The following is a 16,479-nucleotide window of genomic DNA, read 5'->3' as shown; positions in this document are numbered from 1 at the left end:
GCAGACCTTCGGGCCTGCTTTTTTTCTGCCCATTTTTTCGTCCAGAACAAGAGCAAAGCACTCCCCTTTGCTTTATTCAAACACTTTCGAGCTGGATTGACCAGCTAAGTTGCTGCTTTTGGCCATCTTGGACAAAGAACAACAAAAAAACGCCTCACCGAAGTGAGACGTTAGGGATGCCGACGAAAGGATTCGAACCTTCGACCCCAGGTTTACGATACCCGTGCTCTACCAACTGAGCTACATCGGCATACTCCGAATGTCGGGCTCGAACCGACGACAACACGATTAACAGTCGTGTGCTCTACCAACTGAGCTAATTCGGAATAATGCGTGTGTTGTATCAAAACAACTATTTAATTATGCCATCTCACCCCATCCCTGTCAACGTTTTTTCGTAAAAAACGAAAAAGATTTTTCTACGGCACCCGCAGCTCTTTTAACCGCAACAACAAAGTTCCAAGGGGACTAAGCAGCAATTAAAAAAGTCGCCCTAAAGGCGACTAAAAAGCAATTTAAAATTCAACGTTGCGCCGCCTCAAAGCAGGAATCGTCATCATCACGGCTAGTGAGAAGAGATAGCTCAGCGTAAAGAACAAAAGAACGTAAGTGAAAGAAAACTTATCCATCAAGACCCCCACAATAGCAGGGAAAAAGCCACCCAGGAACTTTCCTCCGGATGAAACAACCGAGTTTGCCGTCACCCGGGCTTCGGCTGGGTAAAGTCGTGAAACAATAACACCAAAGCCGGCATACATGCCATTTGAAAAGAAGCCGACGATCAGCATAATGATCAAAAGCGTTGCCGCGTTATTGGCAAAGGTTGGCAAATAAAGCGCGATGGCCGAGAAGGACAAGAAGAACCCGAAGGCCTTGCGTGGACCAAACTTATCGAGGAAGGAACCGAAGAAATACATTCCAAGCGACATCCCAATAACCATGGCAACGGTCCAAAGCGTTGATTTACAAACTGGCAAACCAAGCTGGGCCTGCATGGTTTTTGGCAACCAAGTCAAGATCCCGTAGTACCCACCAATTTGAACCATCATCATCAGGACAAGGGCAATCGTTTGATAGGCCAAAGCCGGGGTTTTAAAAACTTCAACGATTGGGAGGCGTTGCTTCTTCTTTTCCAGTTCCTGTTGCCGACGGGCTTCTTCAAATTCTGCTGAATCTTGCAGGTTTCGTCGAACAAAGAAGGCAAAGGCAATTGGCAAAAGGCCAAAGAGGCAGAGCGCATTCCAGCCGTACTTTGGCAAAATAACGGCCGAGGCAATGGCCGCTAATATCGTTCCCGTTTGGCCACCAATATGGGCCAGGGAAGTCAAGCGACCGATTTTCTTACCGGCAAAACTTTCGGCAATCAGGGTTACCCCAGCCCCGTATTCGGCGGCAGTACCAAAGCCGGCCACGAACTTTAAGAAGTAAATTTCGTAGATGTTATCGGCAAAGTACAGGGCAGCGGTGGCGAAGGCCACCACGAAAATCGTCCAGTTAAAAATACGGGCACGACCGATTTTATCGGCCAACATACCAAAGAAAAGACCGCCTAAAAGCGTTCCCGTCATAGCAAAAGTCGTAATTAATCCGGCCGCTGCTTGGCTTACCCCAAGCGAAGTCACAATGGCAGTTGTCGCGATTGGAATCAAGGAATGATCCATGTGTTCCAAACTGAAGCCAGCAGTCGTTGAAAGCATGGTCACTTTCTGCTGCTTAGTAAAATCCTTATAATGAATTGCCTCAGCATCGTTGGCAGTCTTTGTCATTTATTCAATTTTCCTTTCAAAACCGAGGCTCGCAGGCCCCAATTATTTCGCCTAAACATTGTTTGGCGTTAAAACACCACCTGCTACTATACAGAGTTCAGGAAACCAACGCAAGCGCTTGCAAAAAGAAAAAAGAGCCGCCAAAGGCGACTCTTAAACGATTTTAAATAAGTTGTATTAGAACTTGATATCCTTGCGACGGAAGGCAGGAATCGTCAACATCACGCAGAGTGAGAAGAGATACATGGCCGTGAAGAACATCATGACATGTCCCAACGTGTACTTGTCCATCAACCAACCGATGATTGGTGGGAAGAATCCTCCCAAGAACTTTCCACATGAGGCCACAACGGAGTTTGCCGTTACACGAGCGTACGTTGGGTATAAACGTGATACAACCACTCCATAACCACCGTACATACCGTTAGAGAAGAATCCAACGACCATCATGATGATGAGCAGCGACCAGGCGCTGTGGGCAACCAAGAGCAAGTAAACGGAAATGGCGGCCAAAGCCAAGAACACACCGAAGGCAACCCGTGGACCGAAGTTGTCCAAGAAGAACCCGAACATGTACATTCCAAGTGACATTCCAACGATTGTGACAATCATCCAGAGTGATGAACCTGAAACAGACAAGTGCAATTGCTTTTGCATGATCTTTGGCAACCAGTTCATCAAACCGTAGTACCCACCGATTTGAATCATCATCATCAAAATCAAGGCGATTGTTTGGTAAGCCATGGCTGGCGTACGGAAGACTTCAAGGATTGGTGCCTTTTCGACAACCGTTTCCTTAGCTTCTTGACGGTGCTTCTTTTGGGCTTCGAATTCGTCTGATTCCTTCACGTGAAGGCGGAAAACAAAGGCCAAGAGCACTGGGACCAAACCAACCAAGAACAAGGCGTTCCATCCGAAGGTTGGGATGATGATGGCTGAGGCGATGGCAGACAAAACAGCACCAACCTGGCCACCGATTTGCGTGAGGGAAGTCAACTTACCGATTTTCTTACCAGCGAAGTTTTCGGCAATCAACGTCACTCCGGCACCATATTCGGCTCCGGTTCCAACTCCCGCGATGAAGCGGAACAAGTAAACCAACCAAATGTTGTGAGCGAAGTAAATCATACCAGTGGCGAAGGCCACAATGATCAACGTCCAAGTAAAGACGCGAACACGACCGATACGGTCAGCCAACATTCCGAAGAACAATCCACCAATCAATGATCCAAACATTGAAATCGTTGAGATGAATCCCCCGGCGAAGTTTGAGATGTGCAGGGAGGCGATGATTGATGACATCGCAAAGGAAATGAAGAGCTGATCCATGTGCTCCAAACCAAATCCCGTGGTTGTTGACCAGAGGGTCAACTTCTGGTTCTTAGTAAAATCGCGGTAGCGTAAGTGTTCTACCGACTGCTTGTTAGCCGCTTCTTGCATGCTTTTTATTCCTTTCAAAAGTGACGCTCACAGACGCCATTTATTTTGTGCGGACAAATGTCTTAACACTATCGAATATGATAGCGGTTTTTCTTTTAAAAAGCAACAAAAAAGCCGACATTTGTCGGCTTTTTAAAAAATAAAATCATTTCAAAACTTAACATCCGAGCGACGAAGCGCTGGGATACTCAACATGATGATGAGTGAGAACAAGTAGGCAATCGTGAAGAACATCATCACGTGTCCCAATGTGTACTGATCCATTAAGAATCCGATGATTGGCGTAAAGAAGCCACCGAGCATCTTTCCAACTGATGAAACAACGGAATTCGCCGTTACTCGTGCATACGTTGGGTAAAGGCGTGAAACAACAATCCCGTAACCGGCGTACATTCCGTTCGAGAAGAAGCCAACAACCATCATGATCAGAACCAAAGCCATCGTGGTCTTGGCAAAGAGCAAGAGGTAAACGCTCAGAGAAGCCATGAACAAGAAGCTACCAAAGGCTGCGCGAGGACCAAAGTGGTCCAGGGCGTACCCGAAGATGAACATTCCAAGTGACATTCCAATGATTGTCATAATCATGAAAAGGTTTGAATTGGCTGGCTTCAAGTGCATTTGCATTTGCATAATCTTTGGCAACCAGTTCATCAACCCGAAGTAACACCCAGTTTGGACCATCATCATCAAGATCAAAGCGACGGTCTGGTAAGCCAATCCTGGTGTCTTGAAGACGGACAAGATTGGGGCCTTTTCAACAACGGATTCCTTTTCAACCTGACGCGCTTCCTTCGTTTCAAGGAATTCATCTGATTCCTTTAAGGGCGCAAAACAAAGGCTAAGAAGGCTGGGAACAAACCAAACAAGAACAAGGCGTTCCAACCGAAGTTAGGAATGATAACGGCAGAAGCGAGGGCGGCGATGATAACGCCCATCTGTCCACCAATCTGCGTGAGTGACGTCAACTTACCGATCTTCTTACCGGCAAAGTTTTCAGCAATCAACGTGATTCCAGCACCGTATTCAGCCCCAGTTCCGACTCCCGCGATAAAACGAAGAATGTAGATCAACCAAATGTTGTGGGCGAAGTAAATGGCCCCTGTCGCAAAAGCAACGATGACCACTGTCCAAGTAAAGACGCGGACACGTCCGATACGGTCAGCCAACATTCCAAAAACCAATCCCCCGAGCAACGTTCCAAACGTCGTGAAGGTGGCAATCAATCCCCCTTGGAAATTGGAAATCCCAAAGGTCTTAATGATGGAGGCCATTGCAAAAGAGATGAGCAACAAATCCATCTGCTCCAAACCAAATCCAGCGGTCGAAGACCAGAGCGTTAGCTTCTGGTTCTTTGAGAAGTCCCGGTAGTGCAAATGTTCCACTTGCGTACTTACATCATGCATATTCAATTCCTTTCAAAATCGGTGCTCACAGTCACCAGTTATTTCAAACCGAACCATCCTAGATAATTCGTTATTAAAAACTATATCCGAAACATTTAAAAAAAGCAAAAAAAAGCCGCACAAAATGTGCGGTCTGAAAACTCCGAATGTCGGGCTCGAACCGACGACAACACGATTAACAGTCGTGTGCTCTACCAACTGAGCTAATTCGGAATAATTAGTGCTTAACTAACTCAATCAGTATACAAAGAAAAGTTAAGCACGTCAATAAGAAAGCGTTTTATGGGCGCATCGTTGGGAAGAGGATGACGTCACGAATCGTGTTCGTATCCGTCAGCAGCATGACCAAACGGTCAATTCCGATTCCCAAACCACCTGTTGGTGGCATACCGTATTCAAGGGCTTCGATGAAGTCTTCATCAATTCCTTCGGCTTCGTCATTACCGTTTTCACGTTCAGCAACCTGTGCTTCAAAACGGGCCCGCTGGTCGATTGGGTCGTTCAATTCGGTAAAGGCGTTGGCGTATTCAGAACCCATGATAAAGAGCTCGAAACGATCCGTAAAGCGTGGATCATCGGCGTTCTTTTTAGCCAATGGGGAAACTTCAACCGGGTGTCCGAAGACAAAGGTTGGTTGTTCCAAAGTATCTTCAACGAATTCTTCAAAGAAGGCGTTGATAATGTGGCCAACCGTCCAGTACTTTTCGTACTTGACCTTGTGGTCATCGGCCAGCTTTTGGGCTTCTTCAACCGTCATTTCCGGCCAAAAGTCGACCCCGGTCTTTTCCTTAATCAAGTCAACCATGTGCTTGCGGGCAAAGGACTGGTTCAAGTCGATGTCCGTTCCCTGGTAGTTCAGCTTCAAAGATGGGTGCACGGCAGCAGCGGCGGCCTTAAAGATGCCTTCCGTTTCGTCCATGACGTCGTGGAAGTCCCAGTAGGCAGCATAGGATTCAAGGGAAGTGAATTCTGGGTTGTGCTTAGGATCCATTCCTTCGTTACGGAAGATCCGGCCAATTTCGTATACCCGTTCCATGCCACCAACAATTAAGCGCTTCAGGTAAAGCTCGGTAGCAATCCGCATGTACATGTCGATGTTTAGAGCGTTGTGGTGGGTGATGAATGGCTTAGCCGCAGCACCACCAGCCTGGGTCTGCAGGATTGGCGTTTCGACTTCTAAGAAGTCTTGGCCTTCCATGTAGGCACGAATGGCCGAAATGATTTTTGACCGCTGTTGGAAGCGAACCAGTGATTCCTTGTTGGCAATCAAGTCCAGGTAACGCTTACGGTAACGGGTTTCGACATCTGAAATTCCGTGGAACTTGTCGGGCATTGGACGCAAAGCCTTTGACAAGTGGGTCAGGTGGGAAACCAAAACCGTCAATTCACCGGCCTCGGTCTTCATCATCTGCCCTTCAATTCCTAAAAAGTCACCCAAGTCGGCACGCTTGATGATTGGGTAGTTCTCCCCCAAGTCGTCGCGGCGGGCGTAGATTTGGATTTGACCGGAACGGTCGCGGAGGTCGGCAAAGATGACTTTACCGGCCCCACGCTTGGCAACCATTCGCCCGGCAATGACAACCTTGACCGGGTTTTCTTCCAACTCTTCCTGGCTCTTGCCATCAAACTTTTCGTGTAGATCGAAAGCCAACGCATCGCGATCGAAACGGTGACCGAACGGATCGATATTGAGATCGTCTTGCAGGGCGGCCATCTTCTGGCGGCGCGCACGCATCTGATCGTTAAGGGCTTTTTCTTCAGCCATGGTTGATTACCTTCCTGTCGGCGATTTTTCGCATTTATCTATTAAACAGTATAGCAAATGCCAGTCCATTTAAAAAGCCGGCCAGAGCCGACTTTTTTAACTTTATTGATCCTTATCGGACCCTTCGTCTTCTTTTTGTTCCGCTTCTCGTTTTAAGACATCTTGTAAAATCATGTCTAATTCGTGGGCGGTAAACTGGTGGCGCTTGCCGGAGAACTTGCCCCGGACTTCGGCCCCACCGTCTTCATCAATCATCGCTTGGATTTCCGAAGAAGGCAGTGTTGCCAACTGCTCAGCGTAGGCCTCCTTTGAAGGCTCAGCGGCCAAGCCGATTGTCACGGCCTGCAGCTTGCTGTAGTTTTGCTCACCCAAGATGGCGTCCAAGATGGCCAAAGGCCCCTTCTTGTTGCCAAGCAAGGTCGCCAAAGCAGGCATTTGCTGCAGCTTCTCGTTTAGCTCGGTCAATTGGGCGTCAGTAGCGCCCGGCAAGGCCTGAACTAAGAAGCCCCCGGCCGCCTTAACCGTGTCATCCGGATTCATCGTCACCCCAACACCAATTACGGAAGGAATCTGTTCCGAATGGGTCAAGTAGTAGGTAAAGTCGTCACCGATTTCACCAGAGACCATGATGGATTGGCCAATGTAGGGGTTGGAATAGGGCGCAAACTTGGTCACCTGGAAGGAACCGTTATTGCCAACGGCACCGGCCACGTTCAATTGGTTGTCGTCATTAACGATCGGTTCGATGGTTGGGTTTGACACATAGCCCCGAACCGCACCCTTCGTGTCGGCCTCGGTCACAATCTGGCCAATTGGTCCCCGGCCGGCCATCTTAACGTTCAAGCGCTCCTCACCTTTCAAGGTTGCTTGGGCCAGGATTTCAGTGGCTAAAAGGGCCCGCCCTAAGACAACCGTTGCCAGACGGGAAGTTTCGTGTGAACTGGCCGCTTCTTGGACCAGCTTAGTGCCATCAACGGCGAAGGCACGGAAGGCCTCGTCCTTTGTAATGACTTTGATTAATTGATCTGCCATTGCGTTCTCCTTTCAAGAAAAAAAGTTGGCCGAGGCCAACTTTTTTGTGCTTATGCCTTTGAATCGTCATCAGACGGTGCGTCATCGGGGTTTTCAGGCTTTTCGGAATCGTCTTCCAAGGCCTGGTCAGCGTCAGCTTGTCCCTTTTCTTCAGCGTCTTCGACTTGGTCTTCCTTGTGGTCCAAGGCTTCCTTCGTCTGGTCATAAGACTTGGCATCATCGTCTTCTTCTTCGCTCTTTGGCGTGAAGTGACCGGTTTCGTAGATGTCTTTAATTTGCTTTTCGTCAAGTGATTCGACTTCGAGCAAGGCGTTGGCAATCTGAGCCAACTTTTCCTTGTTTTCAGTCAAAATCTTGGTTGCTTCTTCAAAGGCCTGCTTAGTCAAGCGACGAACTTCTTCGTCAATCAAGGCAGCCGTTTGCTCTGAATAAGACTTGGCACCGCCACCCTCGTTGTATGAAACGGAGGCGTTTCCTTCAAGTTGAACCATGCCCAACTTGTCAGACATACCATAGGCCGTCACCATTTGACGGGCCAGGTTGGTTGCCTGCTGGAAATCGTTAGCAGCCCCAGATGAAGCTTCATCAAAGGTTGCGAGTTCGGCAGCCCGACCACCCATCAAACCAGCCAACTGTTCGAGGGCTTCGGAATAACGGATGTTGTAACGGTCGGTCTTTGGCGTCATCAAGGCGTAACCACCGATGCGCCCACGGGGAACGATCGTCACCTTGCGGACAACCGAGGCGTTGGACTTCACCAAACCAACCAGGGCGTGACCGGCTTCGTGGAAGGCGGTCGTCTTGCGCTCCAAGTCAGACATGGTCTTGTTCGCCTTGGCCGGTCCTTGGAAGATTCGGTCTTCGGCCTCGTCCAAGTCGGCGGCGTCGATGGTCTCCTTGTTGCGACGGGCAGCCAGCAAGGCCGCTTCGTTCAACAAGTTTTCCAAGTCGGCCCCGACGTAGCCAGGCGTTTGGTGAGCAATCGCCTTCAAGTCCACGGAATCAGCCAATGGCTTGTTCTTCGCGTGCACCTTCAAGATGGCCTCACGACCCTTAACATCCGGTGCCCCAACCATGATCTTTCGGTCAAAACGGCCGGAACGAAGCAAGGCGGGATCCAAAACGTCAGAACGGTTGGTTGATGCCAAGATAATGACACCTTCGGAGTTATCAAAACCGTCCATTTCAATCAGGATTTGGTTCAGCGTTTGTTCACGTTCGTCGTTTCCACCACCGATACCGGAGCCACGACGGCGACCCACGGCATCGATTTCATCGATAAAGATGATGGCTGGCGCGTTCTTCTTGGCCTGTTCAAAGAGGTCACGAACACGGGAAGCACCAACACCGACAAACATTTCGACAAAGTCGGAACCAGAAATTGAGAAGAATGGCACGGAAGCTTCACCAGCAACCGCCTTGGCCAACATCGTCTTACCAGTTCCCGGAGGTCCTTCGAGCAAGACACCCTTTGGAATGCGGGCACCCATTTCGGTGAACTTCTTTGGTGACTTCAAGAATTCAACAACTTCAACGAGTTCTTCCTTCTCTTCGTCAGCACCAGCCACGTCGGTAAAGCGGGTCTTGTTGTCCTTTGGATCCGAAGGCTTAGCCTTGGACTTGCCAAAGTTCCCCATCATGCCGCCCTGGCCACCCTTACCGGCTGACTGGGACATCATCATGTAGGCAATGCCCAAAATCAAAAGCATTGGCACAATGGAAATAATCAGGTTCAACCAGAAACCAGAAGAAGCGGCCGGCTTGGTCGTCATTTCCGTGTTGGTCTTCTTGGCCGCAGCCGTAATGTCCTTAATGGACGAATCGTTTTGCAAAACGGACGTTTGGAACTTCGTCGTTGATGATTGCTGGGCAATCAAGGCGTTCAAACCGGAGTTTGAGCTTTTTTGCGACTGGCTCTTCTTGTACGTTCCGCTAACGTTGTACACATCGTTTCCAGGTTGGATAGTAAAGGAATCGATTTCCTTATCGGAAAGACTCTTTACGAATTCCGACTGGGAAACCGTCTTTGTCGTCGTCTTTGATCCACCCATGAAGGAGTAGATCCCAGCGATTACCGCCAGGAAGATGATGACGTATAGAAAGGAGCTTCGAAAGAAGCCGCCGTTTTGGTTTTTCATCTGAAATCCTCAATCCTTATCTAAAATTTTTCTACCGTTTCCGATAAAAAAGTCAACGAGCAAAAACCCGCTTAACTATAAATACTTTGCTTTAGAATGCCAACGTATGGCAGGTTGCGGTAAAGACCCTTGTAATCAAGGCCGTAGCCGACAACGAATTCGTTGCGAACGTCAAAGCCGACGTAGTCTGCTTTGATGTCGACTTTGCGCCCTTCCTTCTTATCCAAAAGGGTGGCCACCCGAACTGAGTGTGCGCCACGGGAAAGCAGCAAGTCCTCCAAGAACTGCAGCGACTGACCAGTGTCCACGATATCTTCTAGAATCAAGACGTCACGGCCCTTCACATCGGACTGCACGTCGGTTACCAAAGCGATTTCGTTTGATGACGAAACCCCACCATGGTAAGAAGAAATCTTAATGAATTCCAAGTCAACGTACAGGTCAATTTTACGAATCACGTCGGCCGTCCACAGGTAGGCCCCCTTCAAAACGGAGAGCACCAAAGGCTTTTGGCCCGCGTAGTCCTTGGTAATTGTCTGACCGAGCCGATCTGCTGCTTCTTGGATTTGCTGTTGGTCAAATAATACTTCTTGAATATCGTTATCCACTAGTTTTCCTCAATTCGCCATACTAAGCTTTGCTTGCCACTTGGTCGATCCTTTGGCCAAAAACGGGTGTAATACCAACGCTTTTGTCCTAAAAAGACGGCCAAAACATTCTTTTCTCGGTCCTTGAGAAGATCGGTTTGCGGCCTTTCTTCTGCTGGTATTTTTTCATCGATTAGAAGCCGGCGGACGGTCTTACTACCCCCGTTCAAGGGAATCCGATCATTCACTTTGGCCCGTTCCAATGTCAGCGGTCCGACATAATCGGCGGGCAATAAGAGCCGGTTTTCACCACTCTCTTGCTCGCTAACTGAGCGGACGCCAAGGCATAAACCCTGCCAAAAATACCATTGGTCTAATTCTAACACAAGAGAGCCGGCCTGTTGCCCGTCTTTGCCGATTTTTTCGACCGATTTTTTCTTTTCTTGACTGAGTCTAACAAAGGCGACCCGTCGGTAGCTTTTTTGAAAGCTGAAGCTCTCGGCCAAATCGATTCGGCCCTGGGGCTTTTGCTCGTTTTTTAGCAGTCGAACCATGGCTTTCAGCTGTGCCTCGGTCAGCTTAAAGAGGCCGGCCTGTCTTGCTTCTTCTTTTAGCAGGGCTGGCCACCAGGAGCTGGGAACGGATTCATAATCCTGACAAAAGGCCGGCAGCAATTCCTTCGCCCGTTCTTCAATAAGGGCTTCAGCCCCTCCCAACTGCTCAGCCAAAGCCAGCAAGTGCTCCTTGGCTTTGGGATTGATCTTGGTTAAGGCCGGAACAACGACCTGCCGTAGCTGGTTGCGCCCGGTGTAGTCCGGGTCCTGATTGGTGACATCTTCCCGCCAAGTCAGGCCTTGTTCCTCGGCATAATCCTTCAGGCTTGCCTTTGACAGTCCCAAAAAGGGCCGCAGATAGTGACCCTGTTTGACCGCCATCCCCGTCTTTTTTTGCAAAAGGCCGCCCCGGATAACCTGGAGCAGGATGGTTTCGACCTGGTCGTCTTGGTGGTGGGCCAGCAAAATGGCGTCGGCCCCCACTTCTTCTTTCACCGCCTCAAAAAAGTCGTAGCGAATCTTCCGGGCCGCTTCTTCCACCCCGCTGGCCAAGTCGGACAGGTCCGCTTGCTTTTCAAAGTAGCGCAAGTCCTGTTTTTCAGCTAAGGCCCGCACAAAGTCGGCATCCCCGTTGCTTTCTTCCCGCAGGGAGTAGTTGACGTGGGCTAAAATCACGGTCAGGTCCGGTCGATAGCGAACCAAACTATCAACTAAGACCGTCGAATCCAAGCCACCCGAACAGCCGATGACGACCCGCTTTGGCAGGGCCAAGTCTTGAATTGTTTCCTCAATGGTTTTTTGCATGCTTTCTAGAAAAGCCACCCCAAGGGGTGGCTTTTAATCACTGCCTAGTTGGGCAGGTTGTAAATCGTTTCGTTTTTCTTCGAATAACCGTAACGGTCACGCAAGATTTGCTTCAAGTAGTTTTCGTCTTGCAACTGGCTGGCTTCCTTCTTCAGGGAGTCGTTGGACTTTTGCACAACGGCCAGCTGGTTTTCGGACTTGGTCAAGGTCTTGTTTGCGGCGTGCAAACGAACCTGACCAAAAATCAATTGCAGCATGAAGACCGAGGCAATCGCCAGACCGACAAAGACGATCTGCTTTTTGCGCCGGCGGTGAGCCCTTGCGTAGTGCTTGCGGGTTGCTTCACGCTTGGCGTCTGAAGCGGCGATTTGCTGCGCAATTCGCGCGTTTAATGGTCGAATATTTGGTTGTAGTCGACTATTATCTGCCATCGCCACTCCTCCTTAGATTTTATTTTTACACACTTTAAGCAAACTTACAAGATAAAGCCTGAACTTTTGCTCTTTCTTAACCTTCATTGTTCTCGTTTTGGTAGTCGCGCTCGTACTTTTCCGAAAGGACTTCGTACATCTCGGCTGCCTCGTCCTTCTTCACGATGTCTTGGAGCTTCAAGACTTTAAAAGTCGAGGTCTTGTTTCCAAAGCGAATCTCGACTTCGTCGTTGGTGCCAACGGAGGCCGATGACTTGGCGACTTTGCCGTTAATGGAAATCCGGCCCTGGTCGGCCAATTCCTTGGCGACCGTCCGGCGCTTAATAATTCGTGAGAGTTTCAAAAACTTATCAATCCGCATGGTCTTCTTCCTTTTTACTTATCGTTTTTGTGTCGTGGGCGGCTTCAGCGCCTTCCGTACTTTCGTCAGTTTCGCCACCTTCAGCCCCGTCACTTTCCTCGGCCACTTCTTCCATGGCCGCCTCCAAAAAGTCCTTGACGGCGCTTAGCCAGTAGGCCGATTCCTGCTTCAAATCGACCGTCAAAATCACGGCCAACTGGGCAGACTTGCCATCGACGACCGCCTTGTAAGGAACGTCCTTTAACGCGGCAAAGATTGGCTCACCGGCCAGCTGCTTGGTCATCGCCTCGTTAAAGCGAATCGTCACCTTGTCCTTCTGCCGGCGAATCTGCGTGACCTGGGCCTGATCGGCCACCGTTTTCAGGCGGGAAACCAGAATCAAGCGGGCGGCTTCGTCAGGTAATTCACCAAAGCGGTCGGTCAAGTCGTCTTCGACTCGGTCAAAGTCCTCGTCGGTCCGGGCCTGGCGAATCTGCTGATAGAGGGCGACTTTTTGCGCGTTGTCAGAAACGTAGTCATCCGGCAGGAAGGCCAAGACGCCAAGAACCAATTCGGCATCGGTCGTCGGTTGCTCTTCAGCGGGCACTTCGCCCTGCTTCTTGGCAACGGCTTCTTTTAGCATCTGGGTATACAAATCATAGCCAACTGAATCGATAAAGCCGTGCTGCTGCTTACCCAGCAAATCCCCGGCGCCACGAATGGAGAGATCGCGCATGGCAATCTTGAAACCAGAGCCTAACTCAGTAAAGTCGCGAATGGCCTCCAGCCGCTTCTCCCCTTCTTCGGACGGTGTCCTGGTGAAGGGATAAGTGAAGTAGGCGTAGGCCAGGCGGGCCGAACGGCCGACTCGACCACGAAGCTGGTAGAGCTGGGAGAGGCCCATGTGGTCGGCGTTATCGACAATCAGCGTGTTGGCGTTTGGAATGTCGACCCCGGTTTCAATGATGGTCGTCGTGACCAAAACATCGTACTCCCCGTTCAAAAAGTCATAGAGGATCGACTCCAGCTGAACTTCGGACATCTGCCCGTGAATGACCGCCACCCGGGCATCGGGCACGACCTCTTCAATCTGCGAGCGAATCCGGTCCAAGTCGGCCACCCGGTTGTGCAGGTAGAAGACCTGACCATTTCGGGCCAGCTCCTTTTGAATGACGTCGCGAACCAAGGTCCAGTCCAATTCGACCACGTAGGTCTGGATGGGAAAGCGGTTCAGCGGCGGCGTTTCGATCACCGATAGGTCACGCGCACCGACCATGGCCATGTTCAAGGTTCGTGGAATTGGCGTGGCGGTCAAAGTCAGCACATCGACGTTGGTTTTCAGCTGCTTCAAGCGCTCCTTGTGCTTGACTCCAAAGCGCTGCTCCTCGTCAATGACCAAAAGGCCGAGATCGGCAAAATGAACATCCTTGGACAAGAGTCGGTGGGTCCCGACCACGATGTCGACTTCATGCTTTTCCAGCGCCTCAATCGTTTTCTTGTTCTCCGCGGCTGTTTGAAAACGGGACAAATGACCAATCCGGATTTCTGGGAAGTCCGAGAAACGGTCGACCAAGGTTTCGTAGTGCTGCTGAACCAAAATGGTCGTTGGTGCCAGCATGGCGACTTGCTTGCCAGCATGAGCGGCCTTGAAGATGGCCCGCAGCGCGACTTCGGTCTTTCCGAAGCCAACGTCGCCAACCAGCAGCCGGTCCATTGGCCGCTTCTTTTGCATGTCGACTTTGATTTCTTCGATTGAGCGAATCTGGTCCGGTGTTTCCGGATAGGGAAAGCCGGTGTCAAACTTCAGCTGGGCCTGGTCATCCTTTGGAAAGGCAAAGCCCTGCTTAGCCTCACGCTCGGCATAGAGGGCCAGCAGGTCGTCGGCGATGTCGTCGATCTTTTCTTGGACCTGCTTTTTGGTCTTCTGCCATTCGCTGCCACCGAGCTTGTTGATCTTCGGCGCCTTGCCGGCGTCAGATCCCCCGATGTACTTCTGAATCAAGTTTAACTGGGTAACCGGCAGGAAAATCTTGGCGTTCTTTTGGTAGGCAATGACCAGATAATCTTGCTTGCCCCCGTTGGCCTCCAGCGATTCCAGCCCCTGGTACTGACCGATTCCGTGGTTCAGGTGAACAACGTAGTCACCAACGGCCAGTTCGTTATAGGACTTCAGCCGTTCGGCGTTTTGCAACTTCTTTTGCTTGCGGGCAATCGGCTTTCTAGCCTTGGCGAAGAGTTCCCGCTCCGTCAAGAGGGTCAGGTGGGCCATTGGCCACTCAAAGCCGGCCGATAGATTACCGATGATAACCTGGACCTGGTTTGGCTGCACCGCCTGGTTGATGGGCACCTGAATGTCTCTGGCATCCAAGGATTCGACCAGCCGGTCAGCCTGACTCTGTGAGCCAACCAATAGGACCCAGGTCAGGCCCCGTTCCTTTGCAAAAGTCAGGTCCGGTAGCAAGGCGTCTAGCTGACCAAAGTACTGCTTGGCCGGACGGGAGGTCCATTCAAGCAGGTGGTCAAAAGTCAGCTGGTTCAAGCCCCGCTTTAAGTTGGCCAAGTAAGTCTGGGCCTGCTTAACATCCGCCAAGCGGTCGGCCAGCTCGGCCCGCAAGGCAAGCGGTGGAACCAATTGATTGTTTTCAACTTGCAAGTCGAACCAGTCCTGGTCCAAGCCGGTCTGGGTCAGCAAGGACTCCTGCAAGCGAGCGTATTCGTCAATGACGAGCAGGCCCTCTTCTGGCAGGTAGTCTTGAATCGTGCTCTTTTCCGGATAGAAGTAGCCCAGGTAAGGCAGGATAGCCTCGTCCCGCCTGCCTTCGTCTAAGGCCCGCTGGGTTGGCGCAAAGCCTTCGGTAATGTGCTTCTTGGCCACGCCGTCGGCTTCTTTTCGGTAGGCAGAAAAGGCCTCTTCGACAGCGGCTTTTCCCGCCTGATAGGCTGCCTCGTCCATGACCAGATCTGAGGCCGGTAAGATGCTGGCTTCCTTAACGGAGCCGGTCGACTTTTGCGTGACCGGATCGAAGGTCTTCATGGCATCCAGTTCATCGTCGAAAAAATCCAGTCGGAAGGGTTCGTCCTGGTCAGCCGGATAAACGTCGATAATCGACCCCCGCTGGGCAAACTGACCAATCTGCTCAACCTGTGGTGCGTTCACATAGCCCAAAGTCACCAAGCGGCCCTTCAAATCGGCAAAGTCGTAGACTCCGCCCACTTCAAGCTGCAAGGATGCGGCCTGCAACGTCTCCGGACTTGGCTCATAGCGGCAAAAGGCGGCCGAGTTCGTCAAAAAAACGCCCTGTTGGCCAGAAGCCAAGGCGGTTAGGGCGGCCACTCGGTCGGCCAGGTGATTGTTGGATGAAATCGCTAGCTCGGTCGCCACGGCCTCTTCGGCAACAAAGCGAAAGACCGCTTCGGATCCGAGCAGGTCGGTCAAGTCCTGGGCCAGTTCCTCGACGTGAGCAACCGTGTCAGTCAAGACGAGAATGGGCCGCTTGCGGTTTTGATAAAGGGCGGCGATCCCGGCCGCCTTGGCCGAACCGTTCAGTCCCAAGAGCAACTGGCGCTGGCCGACTTTTTCATCCTTTGCAAACTGCTGAAAACTTTTTTCTTTTTGTAGGTAATCCGTTAGCTTCATTGACTATCCGTTGTAGCGGTTACTGAGCGCCGCCGCATCTGCTCCTTTAATCCAATCCAAAAGTGCCTGATCCGTCTTCTCAAAGGTCTCATCCCAATGAGCCAAATCGTCCTTTGAAAACTTGCCCAAAACGTACTTAATCACCGCTTCGTGGGTGTGCTCCGGGTGGGCAATGCCAAACTTCAAGCGGAGAAAATCCTGGGTCCCCGTGTGGGCAATGATTGACTTCAGCCCGTTGTGACCACCGGCCGAACCCTTGGCCCGGAAACGCAACTTACCAAAATCGGAATCCAGGTCATCGTGCAAGACCAAAATATCCTTGGCTGTTGCCCCGTAAAAGTCCAAAAAGGCCCGGACGGATTGGCCGGAATCGTTCATGTAAGTGGTTGGCTTAACCAGCCAGACCGTTTCACCATCGATCTGCAGCTTGGCAGCCGAGGCAAAGAGCTTGGTGGGAGCAAAGGAAACACCCTGACTGTCCGCAAAGTGATCCAAGGCCATGAAGCCAATGTTGTGCCTCGTTTGGTCGTATTGCTTGCCGATGTTTCCTAATCCAAAGATGAATTTCATGGATTTTCCCCT

13 protein-coding genes and 3 tRNA genes are annotated in these 16,479 nt (G+C 50.8%); all 16 read right to left on the bottom strand.

Translation table 11 applies throughout. The features are described 5' to 3' along the window. Window positions 1–177 precede the first annotated feature (177 nt). Window positions 178–250 (bottom strand) — tRNA-Thr (locus tag G6R28_RS06320). Window positions 251–253: 3 nt separating this feature from the next. Further along, window positions 254–326: transfer RNA gene (locus G6R28_RS06315), tRNA-Asn, on the bottom strand. Between the two features lie 189 nt (window positions 327–515). Beyond that, window positions 516–1,766 carry an MFS transporter gene (locus tag G6R28_RS06310; RefSeq protein ID WP_213793387.1) on the bottom strand — a complete coding sequence of 417 codons (1,251 nt, stop codon included), beginning with the start codon at window positions 1,764–1,766 and terminating at the stop codon, window positions 516–518. A 177-nt stretch (window positions 1,767–1,943) separates the two neighbouring features. Beyond that, on the bottom strand, window positions 1,944–3,206 hold the full coding sequence (locus G6R28_RS06305) for an MFS transporter (protein ID WP_213793386.1): 1,263 nt from the start codon (window positions 3,204–3,206) through the stop codon (window positions 1,944–1,946). A 150-nt stretch (window positions 3,207–3,356) separates the two neighbouring features. Then, the gene (locus tag G6R28_RS06680) at window positions 3,357–4,088 is read right to left on the bottom strand and encodes an MFS transporter (RefSeq protein WP_476620506.1); all 732 of its coding nucleotides are present in this window, start codon (window positions 4,086–4,088) and stop codon (window positions 3,357–3,359) included. Continuing rightward, window positions 4,025–4,609, bottom strand: a complete 585-nt coding sequence (locus tag G6R28_RS06675) for an MFS transporter (RefSeq protein WP_476620505.1) — start codon at window positions 4,607–4,609, stop codon at window positions 4,025–4,027. Before G6R28_RS06675 ends, G6R28_RS06680 begins: the two co-directional genes overlap by 64 nt. Before the next feature lie 140 nt (window positions 4,610–4,749). Next, window positions 4,750–4,822: transfer RNA gene (locus G6R28_RS06295), tRNA-Asn, on the bottom strand. Between the two features lie 67 nt (window positions 4,823–4,889). Next, a complete protein-coding gene (lysS, locus tag G6R28_RS06290; protein WP_213793385.1) occupies window positions 4,890–6,374 on the bottom strand; it encodes a lysine--tRNA ligase in 1,485 nt (494 codons plus the stop codon). A 102-nt stretch (window positions 6,375–6,476) separates the two neighbouring features. Further along, the gene (hslO, locus tag G6R28_RS06285; RefSeq protein ID WP_213793384.1) at window positions 6,477–7,406 is read right to left on the bottom strand and encodes an Hsp33 family molecular chaperone HslO; all 930 of its coding nucleotides are present in this window, start codon (window positions 7,404–7,406) and stop codon (window positions 6,477–6,479) included. Between the two features lie 50 nt (window positions 7,407–7,456). Further along, on the bottom strand, window positions 7,457–9,544 hold the full coding sequence (gene ftsH / locus G6R28_RS06280) for an ATP-dependent zinc metalloprotease FtsH (protein ID WP_213793383.1): 2,088 nt from the start codon (window positions 9,542–9,544) through the stop codon (window positions 7,457–7,459). A 71-nt stretch (window positions 9,545–9,615) separates the two neighbouring features. After that, window positions 9,616–10,152: a hypoxanthine phosphoribosyltransferase gene (gene hpt, locus G6R28_RS06275; RefSeq protein ID WP_213793382.1), complete on the bottom strand. Its 537-nt coding sequence runs from the start codon at window positions 10,150–10,152 to the stop codon at window positions 9,616–9,618. Beyond that, window positions 10,152–11,489 carry a tRNA lysidine(34) synthetase TilS gene (tilS, locus tag G6R28_RS06270; protein WP_213793381.1) on the bottom strand — a complete coding sequence of 446 codons (1,338 nt, stop codon included), beginning with the start codon at window positions 11,487–11,489 and terminating at the stop codon, window positions 10,152–10,154. Before tilS ends, hpt begins: the two co-directional genes overlap by 1 nt. A 44-nt stretch (window positions 11,490–11,533) precedes the next feature. Then, on the bottom strand, window positions 11,534–11,920 hold the full coding sequence (locus G6R28_RS06265; RefSeq protein ID WP_213793380.1) for an FtsB family cell division protein: 387 nt from the start codon (window positions 11,918–11,920) through the stop codon (window positions 11,534–11,536). Between the two features lie 76 nt (window positions 11,921–11,996). After that, on the bottom strand, window positions 11,997–12,281 hold the full coding sequence (locus G6R28_RS06260; RefSeq protein ID WP_213793379.1) for an RNA-binding S4 domain-containing protein: 285 nt from the start codon (window positions 12,279–12,281) through the stop codon (window positions 11,997–11,999). Further along, window positions 12,271–15,897 carry a transcription-repair coupling factor gene (mfd, locus tag G6R28_RS06255; protein ID WP_213793378.1) on the bottom strand — a complete coding sequence of 1,209 codons (3,627 nt, stop codon included), beginning with the start codon at window positions 15,895–15,897 and terminating at the stop codon, window positions 12,271–12,273. The genes G6R28_RS06260 and mfd overlap by 11 nt, the downstream gene beginning before the upstream one ends. 3 nt (window positions 15,898–15,900) lie before the next feature. Beyond that, window positions 15,901–16,467 carry an aminoacyl-tRNA hydrolase gene (pth, locus tag G6R28_RS06250; protein ID WP_213793377.1) on the bottom strand — a complete coding sequence of 189 codons (567 nt, stop codon included), beginning with the start codon at window positions 16,465–16,467 and terminating at the stop codon, window positions 15,901–15,903. Between the last annotated feature and the right edge of the window lie 12 nt (window positions 16,468–16,479).

Source organism: Fructobacillus papyrifericola, assembly GCF_018437235.1.
GTDB lineage: Bacteria > Bacillota > Bacilli > Lactobacillales > Lactobacillaceae > Fructobacillus > Fructobacillus papyrifericola.
The sequence above is the reverse complement of the archived record's forward strand: the minus strand, read 5'-3'. Positions and strand labels throughout refer to the sequence as shown.

Bases quoted from the DNA above. Each gene is read 5' to 3' on its own strand.
- G6R28_RS06305 (WP_213793386.1), bottom strand. From the start codon at position 3,206: ATGCAAGAAGCGGCTAACAAGCAGTCGGTAGAACACTTACGCTACCGC.
- tilS (WP_213793381.1), bottom strand. From the start codon at position 11,489: ATGCAAAAAACCATTGAGGAAACAATTCAAGACTTGGCCCTGCCAAAG.
- mfd (WP_213793378.1), bottom strand. From the start codon at position 15,897: ATGAAGCTAACGGATTACCTACAAAAAGAAAAAAGTTTTCAGCAGTTT.
- G6R28_RS06260 (WP_213793379.1), bottom strand. From the start codon at position 12,281: ATGCGGATTGATAAGTTTTTGAAACTCTCACGAATTATTAAGCGCCGG.
- ftsH (WP_213793383.1), bottom strand. From the start codon at position 9,544: ATGAAAAACCAAAACGGCGGCTTCTTTCGAAGCTCCTTTCTATACGTC.
- hslO (WP_213793384.1), bottom strand. From the start codon at position 7,406: ATGGCAGATCAATTAATCAAAGTCATTACAAAGGACGAGGCCTTCCGT.
- G6R28_RS06310 (WP_213793387.1), bottom strand. From the start codon at position 1,766: ATGACAAAGACTGCCAACGATGCTGAGGCAATTCATTATAAGGATTTT.
- pth (WP_213793377.1), bottom strand. From the start codon at position 16,467: ATGAAATTCATCTTTGGATTAGGAAACATCGGCAAGCAATACGACCAA.
- G6R28_RS06265 (WP_213793380.1), bottom strand. From the start codon at position 11,920: ATGGCAGATAATAGTCGACTACAACCAAATATTCGACCATTAAACGCG.
- G6R28_RS06675 (WP_476620505.1), bottom strand. From the start codon at position 4,609: ATGCATGATGTAAGTACGCAAGTGGAACATTTGCACTACCGGGACTTC.
- lysS (WP_213793385.1), bottom strand. From the start codon at position 6,374: ATGGCTGAAGAAAAAGCCCTTAACGATCAGATGCGTGCGCGCCGCCAG.